Origin of the sequence: Streptomyces olivaceoviridis (assembly GCF_014650115.1) — a bacterium.
Lineage (GTDB): Bacteria > Actinomycetota > Actinomycetes > Streptomycetales > Streptomycetaceae > Streptomyces > Streptomyces olivaceoviridis.
On record NZ_BMUI01000005.1, the window covers coordinates 375,920 to 393,463 of the forward strand.

Consider the following 17,544-nt stretch of genomic DNA (forward strand, 5'->3'; position numbering starts at 1 on the left):
TGAGTCAGCCCCCTGCGCACACATGCGGGAGAAAGCCATGTACCACCGCATCCACCAGGCCCAGCTCGCCGGCGGGCCCGGCCTGCCCTGCCCGGGAAGCCGGGAGACCCCGGACAGGCCCCTGCCGACCGGCCTGGCGACCGCCTCCTGCACACCGCGCGGGGGCCGGATCCGCGTCCAGGTCCTGGGTGAGCTGGACCTGGACTCCGCGGACCGGCTCCGCCCCGGCCTGCACCAAGCACTCGCCGCGTCGGAGCACGGCCTCGACCTGGACCTGGGCGGGCTCGATTTCTGCGACTGCGCCGGCCTCGGTGTACTGATGGAGCTTCGACAGCGAGCCGACACCCAGGGCAAAACGGTCGTCATCCGCGTCGGCAACCGCATGGTCGACCGGCTGCTCGCCCTCCTCGGAGCCCGGGAGCTGTTCACGCCGCCGGACCCGCCGCCCATCGAACTGCGTCACCCAGCCCCGGCCGGCGCCCCCTCCCCGAAAGCAGGGACATCACCAGGCGCCATGTCCTCCCGCACCCGCACGGACGGGACCGGTTGCCGCCAGGCCCCGCGCTGCTGAGACACGGTCCGCGACCCGCCGGAGGCGGGTTCGGCGGTTGTTTTGCCGAACAGCCCCATGGCGATCGATGACTGAGACATACTTCCGGTGGGTCCAACTCCTTCTCTCGGACGACTTGTTATCAACGAGAGAAAGGGGGAGCTATGCGGCTCGCATGGTTGCACCTCGGTGAGGTGCTGCGATCCACGGGGGCGAAGGTACATCGGCGATGTACCCGAGCCGTCCGAGCCGTCCGCGCGTGGTACCGGTCCGCCAGGCCCAGCAACCGCGCGTGGACCTGGTTCGACCAGTTTTCGGCGTCGGTGGCTGCAACCACCTTGCACGACCTCCTGGTCTGGATCACGCGCGGTCGCTGACCCGTCGAGGGCGGCCCCCGCAGATGCCGTCACCATGGCGCGGGGGTCGTCCGGGTCGGACCACTGACCGACCTCACCCTGACGCATCCATAGATGCGTTCGGATGTCTCTACCCTAGCCCTCGAGTTCAATCTGAGACGGCCGAATCTGCAAATCTCGTGTCTCCCCCGTCCGAGGTCTCGCGCGCGGCCGTCTGTGCCCGATCGCGCTGCGCCGAAAGCCGCGCCAGCGGTGCGCACCGCCCCAGCGGTCGCGGGCCGGTGGCTCACAGCGGGGAGTGGGCCACCGCCGTCACATAGGCGCCGCACAGCAGGGAGACCAGGGTGAGGGCGCCGTAGACGACTATCGCCGCCGGCGGGCGCAGCCACCACGTGCGGGCGAGTGCGCGTGCCACCGGGACGAGCAGCGGGAAGGCCGGCAGCAGGAACCGCGGCTTGGAGGAGAAGGAGCCGGAGCCGCCGACCACGAGGAGGACCAGGAGGCCGGCGAAGACCACCAGGGCCGGCGGGGGGCGCTCCAGGCAGAGCAGGGCGAACAGCAGGACGCCCGACGCGACGACCAGGAGGGCCACCGGGTAGACGACGCCCCCGCCGTGCAGGAACAGGGCCTTGAGGAAGCGCACCGAGCCGGCGCCGAAATCAAAGCGGGAGTCCCAGGCGCGCTGGACGGTGAAGTAGCCGCCGAGGAGGTCTCCCGTACGGCTCCCCACCCACAGCACATAGCCCAGCCAGCCCAGGGGGGCCAGCACGGCTCCGGCCCACAGCCGCGCGGGGGCCCGGCCGCGCTGCCGCACCGCCTGGTGCCCGGCGGCCAGGGTGACGGCCACCGCCACCGCGAATCCGCTGGGCCGCGCCAGGCCCGCCAGCGCGGCCAGGGTTCCGGCCCACAGCCAGCGGCCCCTGAGCACGCAGTACAGCGCCCACGCGGCGAGCGCGGCGAACAGCGACTCCGTGTAGGCGATGGTCAGTTCGACGGCGTGCGGCAGGGCGGCCCACAGGGCGACCAGTGTGGTGGCGACGCCCCGGCCGTACAGATGGTGGCCGACGAGGTAGACGCCGTACGCGGCCACGCCCGCGGCCGTCCAGGCGATGAGCAGGGCGGACCGGCCCGGGGTGAGGGGCAGGACGGTGGTCAGTGCTCGGATGAGCGCCGGATAGAGGGGGAAGAAGGCCCAGTCGGTCTGGACGGCGCCCTGCGGGGAGATCCAGACGAGGTGGCCGTAGCCGTGGGTGGCGATGTGCAGGTACCAGCGGGAGTCCCAGGCGTGGGCCAGGTTCCTGACCAGCGGTTGTCCCCGGAGTTCGTTCGTGAGGATCACCGTGAGGAGCCCGGCGAGCCGGACGGCCGCGAACAGGGCGAGCGCCGGCAGGACGCCCTGCGGCCGGCCGGGCCCGGTCGGCCGGGGCAGCCGGGGGCGCCTCAGGGGGCCGGAGGGGGCCGTCGGTTCGGGCCGGGGGACGGAGGAGGTGCTCACGGCGTCGACCTTGGGCACGCCGGTGGGCAGGTGCAACGCGCGACCCGGGTTTCCGCCGCCCCTCCCCCGGTTTTCACGCGTCCGGACGCGTCACCGGCCCCGCTCACCCTTTCAAAGGGGCCCACAAGGGTGTGGTTATCATATGAGCGCTGCCTAGCTCGAAAGATGGATCTGTGACTGTCAACGACGACTCGTTCACCAACTGGAAGATCCGCGAGGAGATCGCGGAGTCGATGATCCCGCTCATCGGGAAGCTGCACCGCGAGCGGGACGTGACCGTCCTGCTGCACAGCCGCTCCCTGGTGAACAAGTCGGTGGTCAGCATCCTGAAGACGCACCGCTTCGCCCGGCAGATCGCCGGCGCCGAGCTGTCGGTCACCGAGACCATGCCGTTCCTCCAGGCCCTGACCGCCCTCGACCTCGGGCCGTCACAGATCGACCTCGGCATGCTGGCCACCACCTACAAGGCCGACGACCGCGGCCTGAGCGTGGCGGAGTTCACCGCCGAGGCGGTCGCCGGCGCCACGGGGGCCGACAAGATCGAGCGCCGCGAGCCGCGTGACGTCGTGCTGTACGGCTTCGGCCGCATCGGCCGGCTGGTCGCCCGCCTGCTGATCGAGAAGGCCGGCTCCGGCAACGGCCTCAGGCTGCGCGCCATCGTCGTGCGCGGCGGCGGCGGCCGGGCCGCCGAAGACCTCGTCAAGCGCGCCTCGCTGCTGCGCCGCGACTCCATCCACGGCCAGTTCCAGGGCACGATCACCGTGGACGAGGGCAGCAGCACGATCGTCGCCAACGGCAACGCCATCAAGGTGATCTACGCCGACGACCCGTCGCACGTGGACTACACCGAGTACGGCATCCGGGACGCCATCCTCATCGACAACACCGGCAAGTGGCGCGACCGCGAGGGCCTGTCCCAGCACCTGCGCCCCGGCATCGAGAAGGTCGTGCTGACCGCGCCGGGCAAGGGCGACGTCCCGAACATCGTGCACGGCGTCAACCACGACACCATCAAGCCGGACGAGCAGATCCTGTCCTGCGCCTCCTGCACCACCAACGCGATCGTGCCGCCGCTGAAGGCCATGGACGACGAGTACGGCGTGCTGCGCGGCCACGTCGAGACCGTCCACTCGTTCACCAACGACCAGAACCTGCTGGACAACTACCACAAGTCCGAGCGCCGGGGCCGCTCCGCGCCGCTCAACATGGTCATCACCGAGACCGGTGCCGCATCCGCCGTCGCCAAGGCGCTGCCCGACCTCAAGGCGAAGATCAGCGGCAGCTCGATCCGCGTCCCGGTGCCGGACGTGTCGATCGCGATCCTCAACCTCCAGCTGGCCCGCGAGACCACCCGCGAGGAGGTCCACGACCACCTGCGCGAGGTGTCGCTGACCTCGTCGCTCAAGCGCCAGATCGACTTCATCACGGCGCCCGACGCGGTCTCCAGCGACTTCATCGGCTCGCGCCACGCCTCGATCGTGGACGCCGGCGCGCTGAAGGTGGACGGGGACAACGCGATCCTCTACCTCTGGTACGACAACGAGTTCGGCTACTCCTGCCAGGTCGTCCGGGTCGTCCAGCACGTGTCCGGCGTGGAGTACCCGACGTACCCGGCGCCGGCGGTCTGACCGCCCGGGTCCCGCGTACGCGTACGGCCGCCGACCGGGGTTCGCGGTCGGCGGCCACTGCGCGGGGCGGGTCCGGTCAGGCCGGGGCGGGCCTGCCGCACGCGCCCGCGGCGCAGGCCGTGAGCCACTGGTCGAAGTCGGCGTCGTAGCGGGTGCCGACGCCGTCGTGGTAGACGGCGTATCCGCCGGCGTAGTCACCGACGCGGAAGCGGGCGAGCATGCGCCGGATGTCGTCGGGGTGCCGCTCGGCCATGTAGCGCACGGCGAGGTAGCCCCACGGGTAGGTGCGGGTCACGTCGCTGTTGTCGTAGGTGTTCTCGAACAGGGTGCTCAGCCTGTACGTGTGCCGGCCGGCCTCCTGGACCGCCTGGTCGTCGGCGAGACCGCGGTAGCCGTAGGAGACGTACTCGGCGAGGCCCTCGATCCACCACACGTCCGGCACGGAGATCTGCCGCGCGAAGTCGCCCTTCATGTCGTCCCGGGCGTCCAGGAAGTGTGTGTACTCGTGGTTGAGGTTCCAGATCCGGGCCGGGAAGCCGTCGTCGGAGTCCCTCTGGTACATGATCGACGTCGGCTCGTTGGCCGGGTCCGACGGATCGCCGCCCAGCGTGATGCCGCCGTTGTCGGTGCTGACGCCGTACATCGCGCCGGCGTAGGTCTGGTAGTCGGCGCGGCTCGCGAACACCACGATTCGGACCGTGGAGGCGTACTGGCCGGGTATCGCGCCCTGGGCCCCCACGACCGACCGGAAGTAGGCGTCCTGGCGGAGCACACTGGCGCAGGCGGCGTCCTGGTCGGCGGCGGTGAGCGCCTGGGCGCGGAGGGTGACGTTCGCGTCGCAGTGCCGGGTGACGGGCAGGACGGCCCTGTCGAGCTTCTCCGGCAGGCCGCAGACGTCGTAGTAGGAGCAGTCGGCCTGGTCGTAGTAGTCCGCCTGGGTGGCCACGGCCACCCAGAGCGCGGCCGTCGGGCCGGTGATCCCCGTCCGGTCCAGCAGGTCCTTGGCCAACGGGCGCACGGTGTCCCGCAGTCCCGGGTGCTCGGTGTAACGGGCCAGGTTCATCCCGGCGTTGGAGTCCAGGAAGGCCCGGTCGGTGCCGAGCCGGTCGGTGTGGGCCAGCGCGAAGTCGTACAGGGTGTCGATGATGCGCGGGTCGGTCTCGACCGCGCGTACGTACTCCGGGTTCCAGTTGCCGCGCCACAGCGGTGTGTAGACGTCGTTGACGGCCCTGACCATGCTGTCGATCGCGTCGTACGAGCTGTCGTAGCCGTTCAGCAGCCGCCGGTAGACGTCCAGGTAACGGCCTTGCTGGTCGGCGCTGTCGGTGAGGATGACGGTCTCGCCGAGGATGTCGCCGTTGGCCGCCGTGACGTCGCGGGAGTGGGGGCGGGCGAAGAAGGTGTCCATGCCGCTCGCGACGGCGGTGGTGAGGCTGGAGGTGTACGCGCCCACGTCGCCCGGGTGGTTGAACTGCACGTAGTAGCCGGCCCGCAGGAAGAGGACCAGTTGCAGCAGGCTGCCGGAGTTGTCGCCGCGGTACTGCCCGGCGGTGCTGGTTAACGCGTGGGCGACGGTGAGCATCTGGTCCTGGCGGAAGATGTCGCGCGCGTCCGTGCCGGTGACCGCGAAGAGGGTGTTGACGCAGTCCGGGGCCGCGGCCCTGACGTAGGAGACGAGGGCGGAGCCGGTACGGCTGCCGAAGTCGGCCGGGACGCAGGAGGCCCTCTTCGCCGTGTGCGGCCCGGCGTCCTTCGTCGACGGGGGCTGCTGCGGCGGGAGTTGGACCGGGCTGAGCCGCCGGGCCTGGATCGCGGGGCGCTCGGTCGCGACGGTGGACGCGGCGGCGGGCGACGGCACGGAGCGGTGTGCCCGGGGTGCGGTGGCCGTGGCGGTGTGCGGCCGGGGGGCGGCGAGTGCCGGGGTGGACAGCAGGCCGGCCAGGGTGACGCAGACGGCGGCGGCGCCGGCGATGCGGCCGGCCGTGCCCCTTGGCACGCGTCCGGGCAGCGTGAAGCGATAGCGCATCGGGATTCCTCCACGAAGGGATGCGCCTCTGTGGGGTGTCGAGGCGTGTGAGGCACTGTTCCAGCGCACCCCGCACCCAACAATGGCGTGTGACATAGCACATGGCACTGGCCGCTCATAACACCGCGACGCATCCTTGACCCGCCACTACGCCCCGGTGACGTTCCAGGTGCGCGAGGCCCAGGTACGCAGGTGCGGGGCCTGGGCGACGAGGTCGCGGTACGCGTCCATGGCGGACCGGAAGAGGGTCTCCACGGTGTCGTCGGTGACGGTGTCCGGCCGCCAGGCCAGCACATAGCGGCACCAGAGCGGGGAGCCCGCCAGCGGTTTGACCGTGACGTGCGGGATCGGCCGCAGCGTCGGCTGCACCAGGGACACCCCGAGGCCGTCGGCGATCATGCTCTGTAGCTGCGTCTGGTCGCCGAGCCACTCATGGACGGTCACCGGTGTGAACCCGGCCGCGGCGCAGGCGTCGTAGAACACCCCCGGCCAGCCGGCGCCGTCGTCCGGGGTCACGAACCAGGCGTCCTCGGCGAGGTCGGCGAGCTGGACCTGCGCGCTCTGCCGGAGCCGGTGGCGGGCGGGCAGGGCGACGAAGGTGGGCTCGGTGACGATGCCGCGGTGCCGTACGGCGGTCGAGTGCCGTAGTTCCATGCCCGGGTAGTCGGCGGCGATGGCCGCGTCCACCGCGCCCTCCTCCAGCAGTTCGACGATCCGCGAGGACGCGTAGACGCTGGTGACCGAGAGGGAGAGTTCCGGCAGCCGCGCACGGACCCGGGAGACCGTGCCGGACAGCATGGGCGAGTTCGTCGCGGCCACGCGCAGGGTGCCGCGGGGGCGGGCGGCGGGCGGGCGGTGCCCGATCGCGGCGGCCCGCGCGAGGACGTCCCGGGCCTGCTCGACGACCTCGGCACCGTACCGGGTCGGCCGGACCCCGCCGGGCCCGCGCTCGAAGAGGGGCTCGCCGAGGTGGCGTTCGATGCGCCGCAACTGGGTGCTGACGGCCGGCTGCGAGTAGCCGAGCTGTGCGGCGGCACGGCCCACGCTGCCCGCGTCGGCGATCGCGCACAGCACCCGCAGGTGCCGCAACTCCAAATCCATCGCTCCACTCCCCGCCCATTCCGGCCCCCCGTACCCTCGCGCACCGAGGACCGACCACGCCGGTCCGCCTCAGCCGTCGCCTGCCGTGCTCACGACCGGCGGACCGAAGCGTTCCATTCTGCCCTCCCGGGCGGCGACGTCGGGCCCCGAGGGGGCTCGGGCGATCCAGGAGGCGTTCACCGGCCCGTTCTCGCTGGTGCCCCGGGAGTCCACGGGCGGCCGAGCCTGCCTAAGCAGAGATTCCATTTGCCTAAAACCCTTAGGAAAATGCACAATGGCTTTCGACAGACGGGAGAGACAGTGATGGCGCGTGCGGGGCTGACCACCGAACGCCTGGTGCGGGCCGGCGCGGAACTGGCCGACGAGGTCGGCTTCGACCAGGTGACGGTGTCCGCGGTGGCCCGGCGGTTCGACGTCAAGGTCGCGAGCCTGTACTCGCACCTGAGGAACTCGCAGGACCTCAAGACCCGGATCGCGCTGCTCGCCCTCGCGGAGCTGGCCGACCGTGCCGCCGAGGCGCTGGCCGGCCGGTCCGGCAAGGACGCCCTCGGCGCCTTCGCCCACGTCTACCGCGACTACGCCCGCGCGCACCCCGGTCGCTACGCGGCGGCCCGCCACCCGCTGGACGCCGAGACGGCGGCCGGCAGCGCGGGAGTGCGGATCGCGCAGCTCACCCGGGCGATCCTGCGCGGTTACGACCTGACCGAGCCGGACCAGACCCACGCGGTCCGCCTCCTCGGCAGCGTCTTCCACGGCTACGTCAGCCTGGAGACGGCCGGCGGCTTCAGCCACAGCGCGCCCGATTCGCAGGAGTCGTGGACCCGGATCCTGGACGCCCTCGACTCCCTGCTGCGCAACTGGCCCGCCCAGCCCTGAACCGCACGCGCCCCCACGGCACCCCCCTCGAAACGCAGGCAGACACGATGCTCACCATCCCCCTCACCGCCGGCCTGATACGCGGTGCCCTCGAACTGGAGCGCACCGCGCACGGCCTGCTGCCGCACCGGCTGCCCGCCCGGGCCCGCGCCCAGTGCGCCGACCCGCAGCTGGCCCTGGCGGAGTCCCAGCCCTCCGGCGTACGGCTGGCCCTGCGCACCCGCGCCACCACCGTCGAGCTGGACACCCTGCCGACCAAGCGGGTCTATGTCGGCGCACCGCCGCGTCCGGACGGCGTGTACGACCTGCTCGTCGACGGACGCCCGGCCGGCAGCGCCTCCCTCGCCGAGGGCGACACCCTCACCATCGACCTGGGCACCGGCTCCGCCCGGCACCGGCCCGGCCCGGTGGGCACCGTGCGCTTCACCGGCCTCCCGGACACCGTCAAGGACGTGGAGATCTGGCTGCCGCACAACGAGACGACCGAGCTGGTCGCGCTGCGCGCCGACGCCCCCGTCGCGCCCGTGCCGGACCGGGGCCGCCGGGTGTGGCTGCACCACGGCAGCTCGATCAGCCACGGCTCGGACGCGGCGAGCCCCACCACCACCTGGCCGGCGCTCGCGGCGTCCCTGGGCGGAGTGGAGCTGGTCAACCTCGGGCTCGGCGGCAGCGCGCTGCTCGATCCGTTCACCGCCCGGACACTGCGTGACACGCCCGCCGATCTGATCAGCGTCAAACTGGGCATCAACCTGGTCAACACCGACCTGATGCGGCTGCGCGCCTTCGGCCCCGCCGTGCACGGCTTCCTCGACACCGTCCGCGAGGGGCACCCCGACACCCCGCTGCTCGTCGTCTCGCCGGTCCTGTGCCCGCTGCACGAGGACACGCCCGGTCCCACCGTCATGGACCTGACCGCCCTGGGCGAGGGGCGCCTGCGGTACCAGGCCGCCGGGGATCCGGCCGAGCGGGCGGCCGGGAAGCTCACCCTGGGGGTCGTCCGGCAGGAGCTGGCCCGGATCGTGCGCGAGCGGGCGGCCGGGGACCCGGCCCTGCACCACCTGGACGGCCGCGAGCTGTACGGGGAGGGCGACTTCGCCGAGCTGCCGCTGCCCGACGGCCTCCACCCGGACGCCGCCGGACACCGCCGCATCGGCGAGCGGTTCGCGGCGCTGGCGTTCGCCGGGGACGGGCCCTTCGCGGACCGCGCCGCCTGACCGGAGGGGTCCGGTCCCCCGGCTCGCGCCGGACCCCCTCACACCAGGTGCGCGAAGACCACCAGGTTGTCGGTGTAGTCCCGCACCGTCCGGTCGTAGTCCCCGGCGCAGGTGATGAGCCGGGCCTCGGGGCGCGACGCGTCGGCGTACACCCGTTCGCTGGGGAAGTCGTCCTTGGCGAAGGTCTCGGCGCTGTCCACGACGAAGTCCGCCGTGCGCCCGTCGGCCCGCTGCACCGAGAACCGGTCGCCGGGCTCCAGCTCGTCGAGGTTGGCGAAAACGGCCGGCGAGGTCACCGTGTCGACGTGTCCGGCGATGACCGCGGTGCCCCGCTCGCCGGGCGCGGCACCGTCGGCGTACCAGCCCACGAGATTGGTGTCGGCGGCGGGCGGCGGCTGCAACTGGCCCGAGTCGCCGAGCTCCAGGGAGGTGAAGGGGGCGTCCACGGAGATCTTCGGGATGCGCAGCCGGGTCGGTGCGGACCTCGGCAGCGCGTCGTCGGCCTGCCGGGAGTCGGTCGCCGGCGGGGCACCGGTGCCCGAGGCCCGGTGCGCCTCCGGCTTGTCGTCCGGCTGCTGGTGACCGCCGAACATGCTGACGGCGAGGAAGACGGCCGCCACACCCCACAGCGTCAGCCGCCCGCCGTAGCCGGCGCGCTGCTCGTCCGCTGCCGGTCCTGACGGGGTCGGGGAAGAGGGATCTGCTGCCATCGGACACCACCTCACTCGGGCACGGCAGCACGGGGATCAGGGCGGGGAAGACGGCGCCGGGACCGGCGTCCCGGCGGGGCACGGGGGGCGCGGGCCGCCGGCGCGCGGGGCGCACCGGCGGCGTCCGCAGCCCCTGGACGTACGGCCCGTCAGGACGCCGGCTGTGCGGCCTTCTTGCGGCGCAGTGCGTAGGCACCGGTGGCGCCTACGGCCAGGACGGCGAGGCCGCCCGCGGTGACACCGGGCGTGGCGAGCGCGCCGCCACCGGTGTGCATGCCGCCGCGCGGCTTGTCGTGGCCGCCGCCCCAGTCACCCTTCTCGCCCTTCTCACCCCGTTCGCCCTTCTCGCCCCGTTCGCCCTTCTCGCCTCGGTCGCCCTTGTCGCCGTTGTCGTCCCCGCCCTCGTCCTCGTCCTTGTCGCGGTAGCTCTCGGGGTCGAACCGGCTGTCACCGCTGGAACCCCAGTCCTGGCCGCGCACCGTGGCGAGCGCTCCGCCACCCGTGTGCATTCCGCCGCGCGGCCCGTCGTGTTCCTCGCCGCCGCCGCGCTTGTTGCCGTAGTCCTTGTCCTGGTCGTTGCCGGATCCCTCGTCGTTGCCGGATCCCTCGTCCTCGTCGGACTCGCTGTCCTGCTCCTTGCTGTACGAGGAGCCGTCCCGGCCGCCGCCGTCGTGCCCGGCCGCTACGGCGAACGCGGCGCCGGGTGCGGCGAAGGATAGGGCGGCGGCGGCAGTCGCCGTTGCCAGGAGCATGCGGGCAGAGCGCATAGTGATGTCCTTCCGCCGTGACCGGGCAGCGGATACCTCATCAGCTGGATGGACCCGGCCCCGACATGAACCACCGTCAGTGAGGCCCCTGGCTCCCACCATCCGAGCCGCCCAGCCGGGTCACCACGCCACCCGTCTGCCCCAGCGCACCGGCTCCGGGACCCCTCGTCCGGGTCAATCGCCGACGCGGTCCACGCCTGCCGGGGTGAGCCCGTCGTACGGCAGCCGGGTACGCCCTCCCCCCCCCTCCCCGTGCAGCGCCGCCCGAAGGAGGCACTCCATGCCGACGAACCCCCGGTACGGGCGACGGGTCCGATGGCCGGCCGCCGCATGGGCCGGTGCTCTGCTCGCCGGCACCGCCGGCGCCGCGCCCGCCCGCGCGGGGGCGGACACCGTGACGGAGTATCCGGTGACCACGACGGCCGGTGCCGCGCCCGTCGGCATCACCGCCGGTCCGGACGGCGCGCTGTGGTTCGCGGAGCACGGCGCCGGACGGATCGGGCGGATGGCGGCCGACGGCACGGTCACCGACATCCCGACCTCGGGCCCGGACACCGGCCCGGCCGAGATCGTCCAGGGGCCGGACCGGGCCCTGTGGTTCACCGAGACCACCGCCGGGCGGATCGGCCGCGTCACCCCCGCCGGGCTGCTCACGGCCGGGCCGCTGCCGGCGGCCGGCAGCGGCCCGGCCGGGATCGTGCCCGGCCCGGACGGGGCGCTGTGGTTCACCGAGGCGACCGGGAACCGGATCGGCCGCATCACGACCGCGGGGCGGATCACCGAGTACCCGGTGCCCACGCCGGACGCCTCCCCCCACTCCATCGCGGCGGGCGGCGACGGCGCGCTGTGGTTCACCGAGCTGAGCGGCGGCAAGGTCGGGCGGATCACCCCGGCCGGACAGCTGACCGAGTTCCCGCTGCCCGGCGGGGCCTCCGGATTCCCGGGCGGCATCGTCGCCGGGCCGGGCGGCATGTGGCTCACCACGTCCGGCGGGCAGGCGGTGGTCCGCGTCGACCGCGCCGGGCACGTCACCCGGTTCCCGCTGCCCGGCCCGGACAGCCTGCCCGGCGGCATCACGCGCGGGCCGGACGGGCAGGTCTGGTACGCCGACCAGGCCGGCCGCGTCGGCCGGATCACCGCGTCCGGCACCATCACCACCTTCGCGGTGCCGGACGGCGGCGAGAAGGTGCCGCTGCGGCTGACGGCCGGGCCCGGCGGGGCCGTGTGGTTCACCGAGCTGCTCGGCAACGCCATCGGCCGGATCCGGGTCCCCGCCCGGTGAGCCCTCCCGGCCGCCCTCCTCCCTTCCGGCCCGCCACCCTCTTGTTATGACCACTGTCATAACGCAGGCTGGTGCCGACAGCACGTCAAGGCGGCGGGAGGAAGCAGTGGCGGACGGGATGGCGCGGGCCCTGTGGGAGCGGTACGAACCGGTGCACGGTCTCGTGTACTTCGCACCGGAGGCACGCCGGGCCGCGGAGGGGCTCGGGCTGCGCGGGTTCTGGATGGGCTACTTCGCGCTGCGCGCCGCCCCGCTCGGCGCCGCGGCCCCGGCCGTGGTGACGAGCTGCTTCTACGTCTTCCACCCGGCCCGGGTGTCCCGGGCGCTGCCGGACGCCTGGTCGTACGCCACCCCGGCGCAGGCGCTGACGGCCCGGCTGGAGGCGATGGACGCGGCGATGACCCGCCTGTTCGGGGCGGACACCGTCGGCTCCGCCGCGTTCACGGAGGCCGCGGACCTCGCCTGGGAGGCCGCCGCGGGCGCGGACACCACGGGCCGGGTGCTGGGCGCCGCCAATCAGGCGCTGGAACGGCCGGCCAAGCCGACCGCCCGTCTGTGGCAGGCCCTGACGACCCTGCGCGAGCAGCGGGGCGACTCCCATGTGGCGGTGCTGGTCGGCCTGGGGCTCGGACCGGTGGAGGCCATGGTGCTCAAGGCGGCGGCCGGCGAGTCCGACGGGGCCTTCCTGCGCGAGACCCGGAAGTGGCCGCAGGACGAGTGGGCGGCGGCCGTGGGCGGGCTGCGCGCGGACGGCCGGCTCACGGCGGACGGCACGCTGACGCCGGCGGGCGCGGCCCTGCGTGCGGAGGCCGAGGCGCTCACCGACGCGGCGGCCGAGGGACCGTGGGCCGCGCTGGGCGCCGAGCGGAGCGGACGGCTGGCCTCGCTGCTGGAGCCGCTGGCCCGCACGGTCGGGGAGTCGGGCCTGCTGCCGGCCGGGAATCCGGTGGGGCTGACCCGGGTGACGTACCCCGTCGGCCGCTGAGGGGGGCTCCGGGCACCGGGCCCAGGACGCGCCCCGGCGGGAGGGCGAGCGCGGGGCCCGGCTGCCGGGCGGGCGGGCGGGAACCGCGGGGCGATGCGGGCGCGGGTTCGCGTCGGCACCCGCGGGCACCCGGCGTGGCGACGCGGCACCCACGCGGCGGCCGTGCCGGATCAGCACGGGTGGCGGTCGCCTGGGTTCGGCTGAGAACAGTCGTGTCAACGGTTGAAGTGCCAGGTGAGCGGCCTCGATCACGGGTCGTACGCTGGGGCCGTGGTCAACCGAGACGAGGATCCAAGACAGGTGGCGGCCCGGCTCACCGGGCGCCCGGTGAGCGGGGCCCGGCGGTCGTCGGGCTCGCCCGCCGAAGTGCTGCTGGACGGCGGGACCCCGGTCATGGTCAAGCGTGGCGACGGCCCCGGGGCGGTGCGCGCCGAGGTGGCGGGGCTGCGCTGGCTGGCCGCGGCGGACGCGGTCCGGGTGCCGTCGGTACTCGGGCACGACGAGCACTGGATGGTGACCGAGCGGGTGCCCACCGGCTCTCCGGACCCCGAGGCGGCGCTGCGTTTCGGCCGGGCCCTCGCCGCGCTGCACGCGGCCGGCGCACCCCACTTCGGGGCCCCGCCGCCCGACGGGCCCGAGGACGCCCGCATCGGCCTCGCCCCCATGCGCAACACACCGGGTACCGACTGGCCCCGCTGGTACGCCGAGCACCGCGTGCTGCCCTATGTGCGCGGCGCGGTCGACCGCGGCACGCTCCGGCCGGGCGAGGCGGCGGTGTTCGAGCGGGTCTGCGCACGGCTGCCGGAGCTGGCGGGGCCGGCCGAGCCGCCCGCCCGGCTGCACGGCGACCTGTGGAACGGGAACGTGCTGTGGGGCGCCGACGGCGAGGTCCGCCTGATCGACCCGGCCGCGCACGGCGGGCACCGGGAGACCGATCTGGCGATGCTCCATCTGTTCGGCTGCCCGTACCTGGACCGGGTGCTCGCCGGCTATCGGCGGGCGGCGCCCCTGGCCGACGGCTGGCGGGACCGGGTCGGCCTGCACCAGCTCTTCCCGCTGCTGGTGCACGCGGTGCTGTTCGGGCGGGGCTACGCCGAACAGGCGCTGGCGGCGGCACGCGGCGCGCTCGCGCGATGACCCGGAAGGAACCCCTCCGAAGGGTGCTCACTCACCGTGAGGAAACCAATCACCCGTTCGACTCGTATAAGGACGTGAAAGCCGAATCAGGGAGAGACCATGCAACCGTTCACGCTCAACTACGCGCGGCCCGCAGTGCAGTTGGACGTCACCGCTCCGTATGCGTACGACTCCGGACTGCAGTTGAACGTCCTCCCGGACGGGCGGATCGCCGCCACCGACCACGCGACCCTCAGAGCACTCGGGACCACGACCTCGACCGCCGGTTCCAAGACGCACTTCGACGACTGAACCACGGGCTTCCACAGATGACCGTGCTCATCCTGACCAGTGAAGAGGACGTGACGGCGGACATGGTGGTCCTCCGGCTGGGCGAGGCGGGCGTGCCCGTCGTCCGGCTCGACCCCGCCGACCTCACCAACGGGGTGGCGCTGTCGGGCGAGTACGTACGAGGCGTCTGCCGGGGACATCTGTCCGTCGGCGGGCGCCTGGTGAGCATGAACGGCCTGCGCTCCGTCTGGGTGCGCAGGCCGGGCGACCCGGCCGCCCGCGCCGCCCATCCGTCCGCCTGGCTGACCGAGGAGTCGTCGCAGGCGCTGTACGGCATGCTGCGCTGCACCGACGCCCGCTGGATGAACCACCCGGACGCCGCGCGCCGGGCCCGGCACAAGCCCTGGCAGCTGCGTCTGGCCCAGCGCAGCGGCCTCGCGGTGCCGGCCACCCTCATCACGACGTTCCCCCAGGCGGCTCGGGAGTTCGCGGAGCGCTTCCCGGACCTGGTGGTCAAGCCGGTCTCCGGGGCGCACCCGCAGGAGCCGCCCAGGGCGGTGCCGACCAGCCGGGTCGCGCCGGACGCCGACTTCACGGCGGTCGCCTTCGGCCCGACCCTGCTGCAACGGCGGATCGCCAAACGGGCCGACATCCGGCTCACCGTCGTCGGCGACACGCTGCTGGCCGCGCGCAAGCCCGCCGACCCGGACGCCCGTCCGGACGACGTGGACGTCCGCTTCGCCCCGTCGGTCTCCCCCTGGCTGCCCGCCGAGGTGCCGCCGCGGGTCGCCGAGGGCGTGCTGCGCTACATGGCGGGCGCGGAACTGGCGTACGGCGCCTTCGACTTCGCGGAGGACGCCGACGGGATCTGGTGGTTCCTGGAGTGCAACCAGTCCGGCCAGTTCGGCTTCGTGGAGATGGACACCGGCCAGCCGATCGCCGCGGCCATCGCGCAGTGGCTGGCCGAAGAAGGCGATGCCGGCCGCGGGAGCGCGGACGGCGACCGGAGCACGGCATCGTGAGGGTGCCGGGACCGGCTCGGAGAAAGGAACGCGACATGCGCATCGGACTGCTGGGAACGGGGCCGTGGGCCAAGGCGGCGTACGCCCCCGCCCTCGCCGGGCACACCGGCCTGGAGTTCGCCGGGGTGTGGGGGCGCCGGCCGGAGGCGGCCACGGAGCTCGCGGAGCAGTACGGCGTCGCCGCGTACGCCGACGTGGACGCGCTGCTGGCCGACGTGGACGCGGTGGCGGTGGCCCTGCCGCCGTCCGTGCAGGCCGAGTTGGCGGTGCGGGCGGCACAGGCGGGCCGCCATCTGCTGCTGGACAAGCCGCTGGCGGTGACGGTCGCCGAGGGGCGGGCCGTCGTGGAGGCGGTGGAGAAGGCCGGGGTGGCGTCGGTGGTGTTCTTCACCGCGCGCTTCCAGAAGGAGCCGGAGGCCTGGATCGACGAACAGGCGGCCGTGGCGGGCTGGTTCACGGCACGGGCACAGTGGCTGGGGGCGGTGTTCACGAGCGACAGCCCGTTCGCGGCCTCGCCGTGGCGGCGGGAGAAGGGCGCGCTGTGGGACGTCGGCCCGCACGCCCTGTCGGTGCTGCTGCCGGTCCTCGGCGACGTACGGCAGGTCGTGGCGGCGGCGCACGGCCCCGCGGACACCGTGCACCTGGTGCTCGACCACTCCACCGGCGCGTCGAGCACCCTCACGCTGAGCCTGACCGCCCCGCCGGCGGCGGCCGGGGCCGACGTGGAACTGCGCGGCGAGGCGGGCGTGACGCTCCTGCCGGGGAGTTCCGAGGGAGCGGTCCCCGCGCTCTCCCGGGCCGCCGACGCGCTGGTGCGGGCGGCCCGCACGGGCCGGCCGCACCCCTGCGACGCCGCGTTCGGCCTCCGGGTCACCGAGATCCTGGCCACGGCGGAGGCACGGCTGGCGGACGGCGGGGAATGACCGGCCGCGGCGCCGGGCAGGGGGCCGGTCCCGCTCCCCGGCGCCGCGGGTCACCGCGCCCTCAGCGCGTCACCCGGCCGTGGCCTCGTGGTCGGTCCAGTAGTTGACGCGTTCCCGTACGACGGGATAGCCGGCCTTGGTGAAGTGCGCGGCCATCGGGACGTTGCCCTGGTCGGTGGCGGCGGCGATGAACTCGGCGCCCTGTCCGACCAGGAAGTGGGTGCACTCGACGAGCAGGTCGTAGGCGTAGCCGTGGCCCCGGTGCTCCGGCACCACGCCGATGAAGGCCACGCACGGCCCGCCGGGGTTGCGCGCCGGGATGTGGATGCCGACCGGGTCGCCCTCCGGGGTGCGCGCGATCTGCCACCACTCGCGCGGTGACGGGAACCAGCGCAGGATCTCCAGGTCCTCCCGGGCCGCCTGGTCCACGCCGCCCCGCTCGATGGCCCGGCGGGCGTGGGCGTCGAGCGTGCCGGAGTTGATGCGGCGCAGCAGGTCGAGGAACACGTCGTCGTCCGGTTCGGCGGTGAACAGGAGTCGTCCGGGCCGCTCGGGCAGTCCCCGGTCCGGGGTCCAGCGGTAGAGGAAGCGCTGCACCAGGGGGGTGTAGCCGGCCTGGCGCGCGGCACTCTCCCGTACGGCCACCGCGTCCCGTCGCAGCGGGTCGTCGCGCCAGCCGGTGGGCAGGTCGAGTTCGAGTTCGGGTGTTGTCCAGGGCGCCGTCCGCAGCAGCTCGGCACCCGCCTCCTCCTCGCCCTCGGCGACGTCGAACCAGTTGATCACGAGCGGCTCGGGGTCCTCGGGGCGGCCCCACCAGGCGGCGCGCGCCACGGTACGGCCGTCACGCAGGGCGATGCGCTGCCAGTCGGGGCGGTAGCGGGTGCCGCGGTGCTTCTCGCTCAGCGCGAGCGGGTCGGGCATGGTGCGGAAAAGGTGGGCACTGCTCTCGTCGAGCGTGCGGATGACCACGTCGGTCAAGGAATCCTCCGGGATGCGTGCGGTGTGCGCGCTCCCGGTCGGATCAGACGTGACACGCCCACGGCACGGGGAGGGGGGAGCGCTGGATGGTGGTGGTCCACATGACACTCGCCTCCTTCGTCCGTCCGTCCCGGGCGTGATGATCACAGGCTAGGGGTTCGGCCGACCGGGGTCCACCCTTTTCCGAGGGGCGTCCCCGCGCGGCATGCCGCGGGTTCCTCCGC

The 17,544-nt window shown here is 73.7% G+C and carries 16 protein-coding genes; 10 read left to right on the forward strand and 6 right to left on the reverse strand.

Annotated elements, in window-relative coordinates:
• Positions 1–37 precede the first annotated feature (37 nt).
• On the forward strand, positions 38–571 hold the full coding sequence (locus IE273_RS12960) for an STAS domain-containing protein (RefSeq protein ID WP_189815266.1): 534 nt from the start codon (positions 38–40) through the stop codon (positions 569–571).
• 621 nt (positions 572–1,192) lie between these two features.
• On the opposite strand, the gene IE273_RS12965 is transcribed toward IE273_RS12960, so the two are convergent.
• The gene (locus IE273_RS12965; RefSeq protein ID WP_189815358.1) at positions 1,193–2,419 is read right to left on the reverse strand and encodes a putative hexosyltransferase; all 1,227 of its coding nucleotides are present in this window, start codon (positions 2,417–2,419) and stop codon (positions 1,193–1,195) included.
• A gap of 155 nt (positions 2,420–2,574) precedes the next feature.
• On the opposite strand from IE273_RS12965, the gene IE273_RS12970 reads away from it, so the two are divergent.
• A complete protein-coding gene (locus tag IE273_RS12970; RefSeq protein WP_189815267.1) occupies positions 2,575–4,029 on the forward strand; it encodes a glyceraldehyde-3-phosphate dehydrogenase in 1,455 nt (484 codons plus the stop codon).
• 76 nt (positions 4,030–4,105) lie between these two features.
• Here IE273_RS12970 and IE273_RS12975 read toward each other — a convergent pair whose 3' ends face one another.
• Positions 4,106–6,055 (reverse strand): collagenase, encoded by a 1,950-nt coding sequence (locus IE273_RS12975; RefSeq protein WP_189815268.1) that lies wholly within the window; start codon positions 6,053–6,055, stop codon positions 4,106–4,108.
• Positions 6,056–6,202: 147 nt separating this feature from the next.
• Complete coding sequence (locus IE273_RS12980) at positions 6,203–7,156, reverse strand: LysR family transcriptional regulator (protein WP_189815269.1); 954 nt, start codon at positions 7,154–7,156, stop codon at positions 6,203–6,205.
• Between the two features lie 303 nt (positions 7,157–7,459).
• Between IE273_RS12980 and IE273_RS12985 the strand changes: the two genes are divergently transcribed.
• A complete protein-coding gene (locus IE273_RS12985) occupies positions 7,460–8,032 on the forward strand; it encodes a TetR/AcrR family transcriptional regulator (RefSeq protein WP_189815270.1) in 573 nt (190 codons plus the stop codon).
• A gap of 47 nt (positions 8,033–8,079) precedes the next feature.
• Positions 8,080–9,246 carry a GDSL-type esterase/lipase family protein gene (locus IE273_RS12990; protein ID WP_189815271.1) on the forward strand — a complete coding sequence of 389 codons (1,167 nt, stop codon included), beginning with the start codon at positions 8,080–8,082 and terminating at the stop codon, positions 9,244–9,246.
• Between the two features lie 38 nt (positions 9,247–9,284).
• Here the strand turns inward: IE273_RS12990 and IE273_RS12995 are convergent, their stop codons facing one another.
• Together IE273_RS12995 and IE273_RS13000 are read right to left on the reverse strand one after the other, a co-directional pair.
• On the reverse strand, positions 9,285–9,956 hold the full coding sequence (locus tag IE273_RS12995) for a class F sortase (protein WP_189815272.1): 672 nt from the start codon (positions 9,954–9,956) through the stop codon (positions 9,285–9,287).
• Positions 9,957–10,105: 149 nt separating this feature from the next.
• Positions 10,106–10,723 (reverse strand): hypothetical protein, encoded by a 618-nt coding sequence (locus tag IE273_RS13000; protein ID WP_189815273.1) that lies wholly within the window; start codon positions 10,721–10,723, stop codon positions 10,106–10,108.
• 280 nt (positions 10,724–11,003) lie between these two features.
• Between IE273_RS13000 and IE273_RS13005 the strand changes: the two genes are divergently transcribed.
• From IE273_RS13005 to IE273_RS13030, 6 genes are all read left to right on the forward strand, one after another.
• A complete protein-coding gene (locus tag IE273_RS13005) occupies positions 11,004–12,005 on the forward strand; it encodes a Vgb family protein (RefSeq protein ID WP_189815274.1) in 1,002 nt (333 codons plus the stop codon).
• A gap of 46 nt (positions 12,006–12,051) precedes the next feature.
• Positions 12,052–12,990, forward strand: coding sequence for an SCO6745 family protein (locus IE273_RS13010; RefSeq protein ID WP_229887210.1), 939 nt, complete (start codon positions 12,052–12,054; stop codon positions 12,988–12,990).
• A 300-nt stretch (positions 12,991–13,290) separates the two neighbouring features.
• Entirely contained in the window at positions 13,291–14,127 is an 837-nt protein-coding gene (locus tag IE273_RS13015; RefSeq protein WP_189815360.1) for a fructosamine kinase family protein, read from the forward strand.
• Positions 14,128–14,226: 99 nt separating this feature from the next.
• Complete coding sequence (gene tgmA, locus IE273_RS13020) at positions 14,227–14,418, forward strand: putative ATP-grasp-modified RiPP (protein WP_014670659.1); 192 nt, start codon at positions 14,227–14,229, stop codon at positions 14,416–14,418.
• A gap of 17 nt (positions 14,419–14,435) precedes the next feature.
• Complete coding sequence (gene tgmB, locus IE273_RS13025) at positions 14,436–15,419, forward strand: ATP-grasp ribosomal peptide maturase (protein ID WP_189815275.1); 984 nt, start codon at positions 14,436–14,438, stop codon at positions 15,417–15,419.
• A 35-nt stretch (positions 15,420–15,454) separates the two neighbouring features.
• The gene (locus tag IE273_RS13030; protein WP_189815276.1) at positions 15,455–16,342 is read left to right on the forward strand and encodes a Gfo/Idh/MocA family protein; all 888 of its coding nucleotides are present in this window, start codon (positions 15,455–15,457) and stop codon (positions 16,340–16,342) included.
• 69 nt (positions 16,343–16,411) lie between these two features.
• On the opposite strand, the gene IE273_RS13035 is transcribed toward IE273_RS13030, so the two are convergent.
• Positions 16,412–17,320 (reverse strand): GNAT family N-acetyltransferase, encoded by a 909-nt coding sequence (locus IE273_RS13035; RefSeq protein WP_189815277.1) that lies wholly within the window; start codon positions 17,318–17,320, stop codon positions 16,412–16,414.
• Positions 17,321–17,544 lie beyond the last annotated feature (224 nt).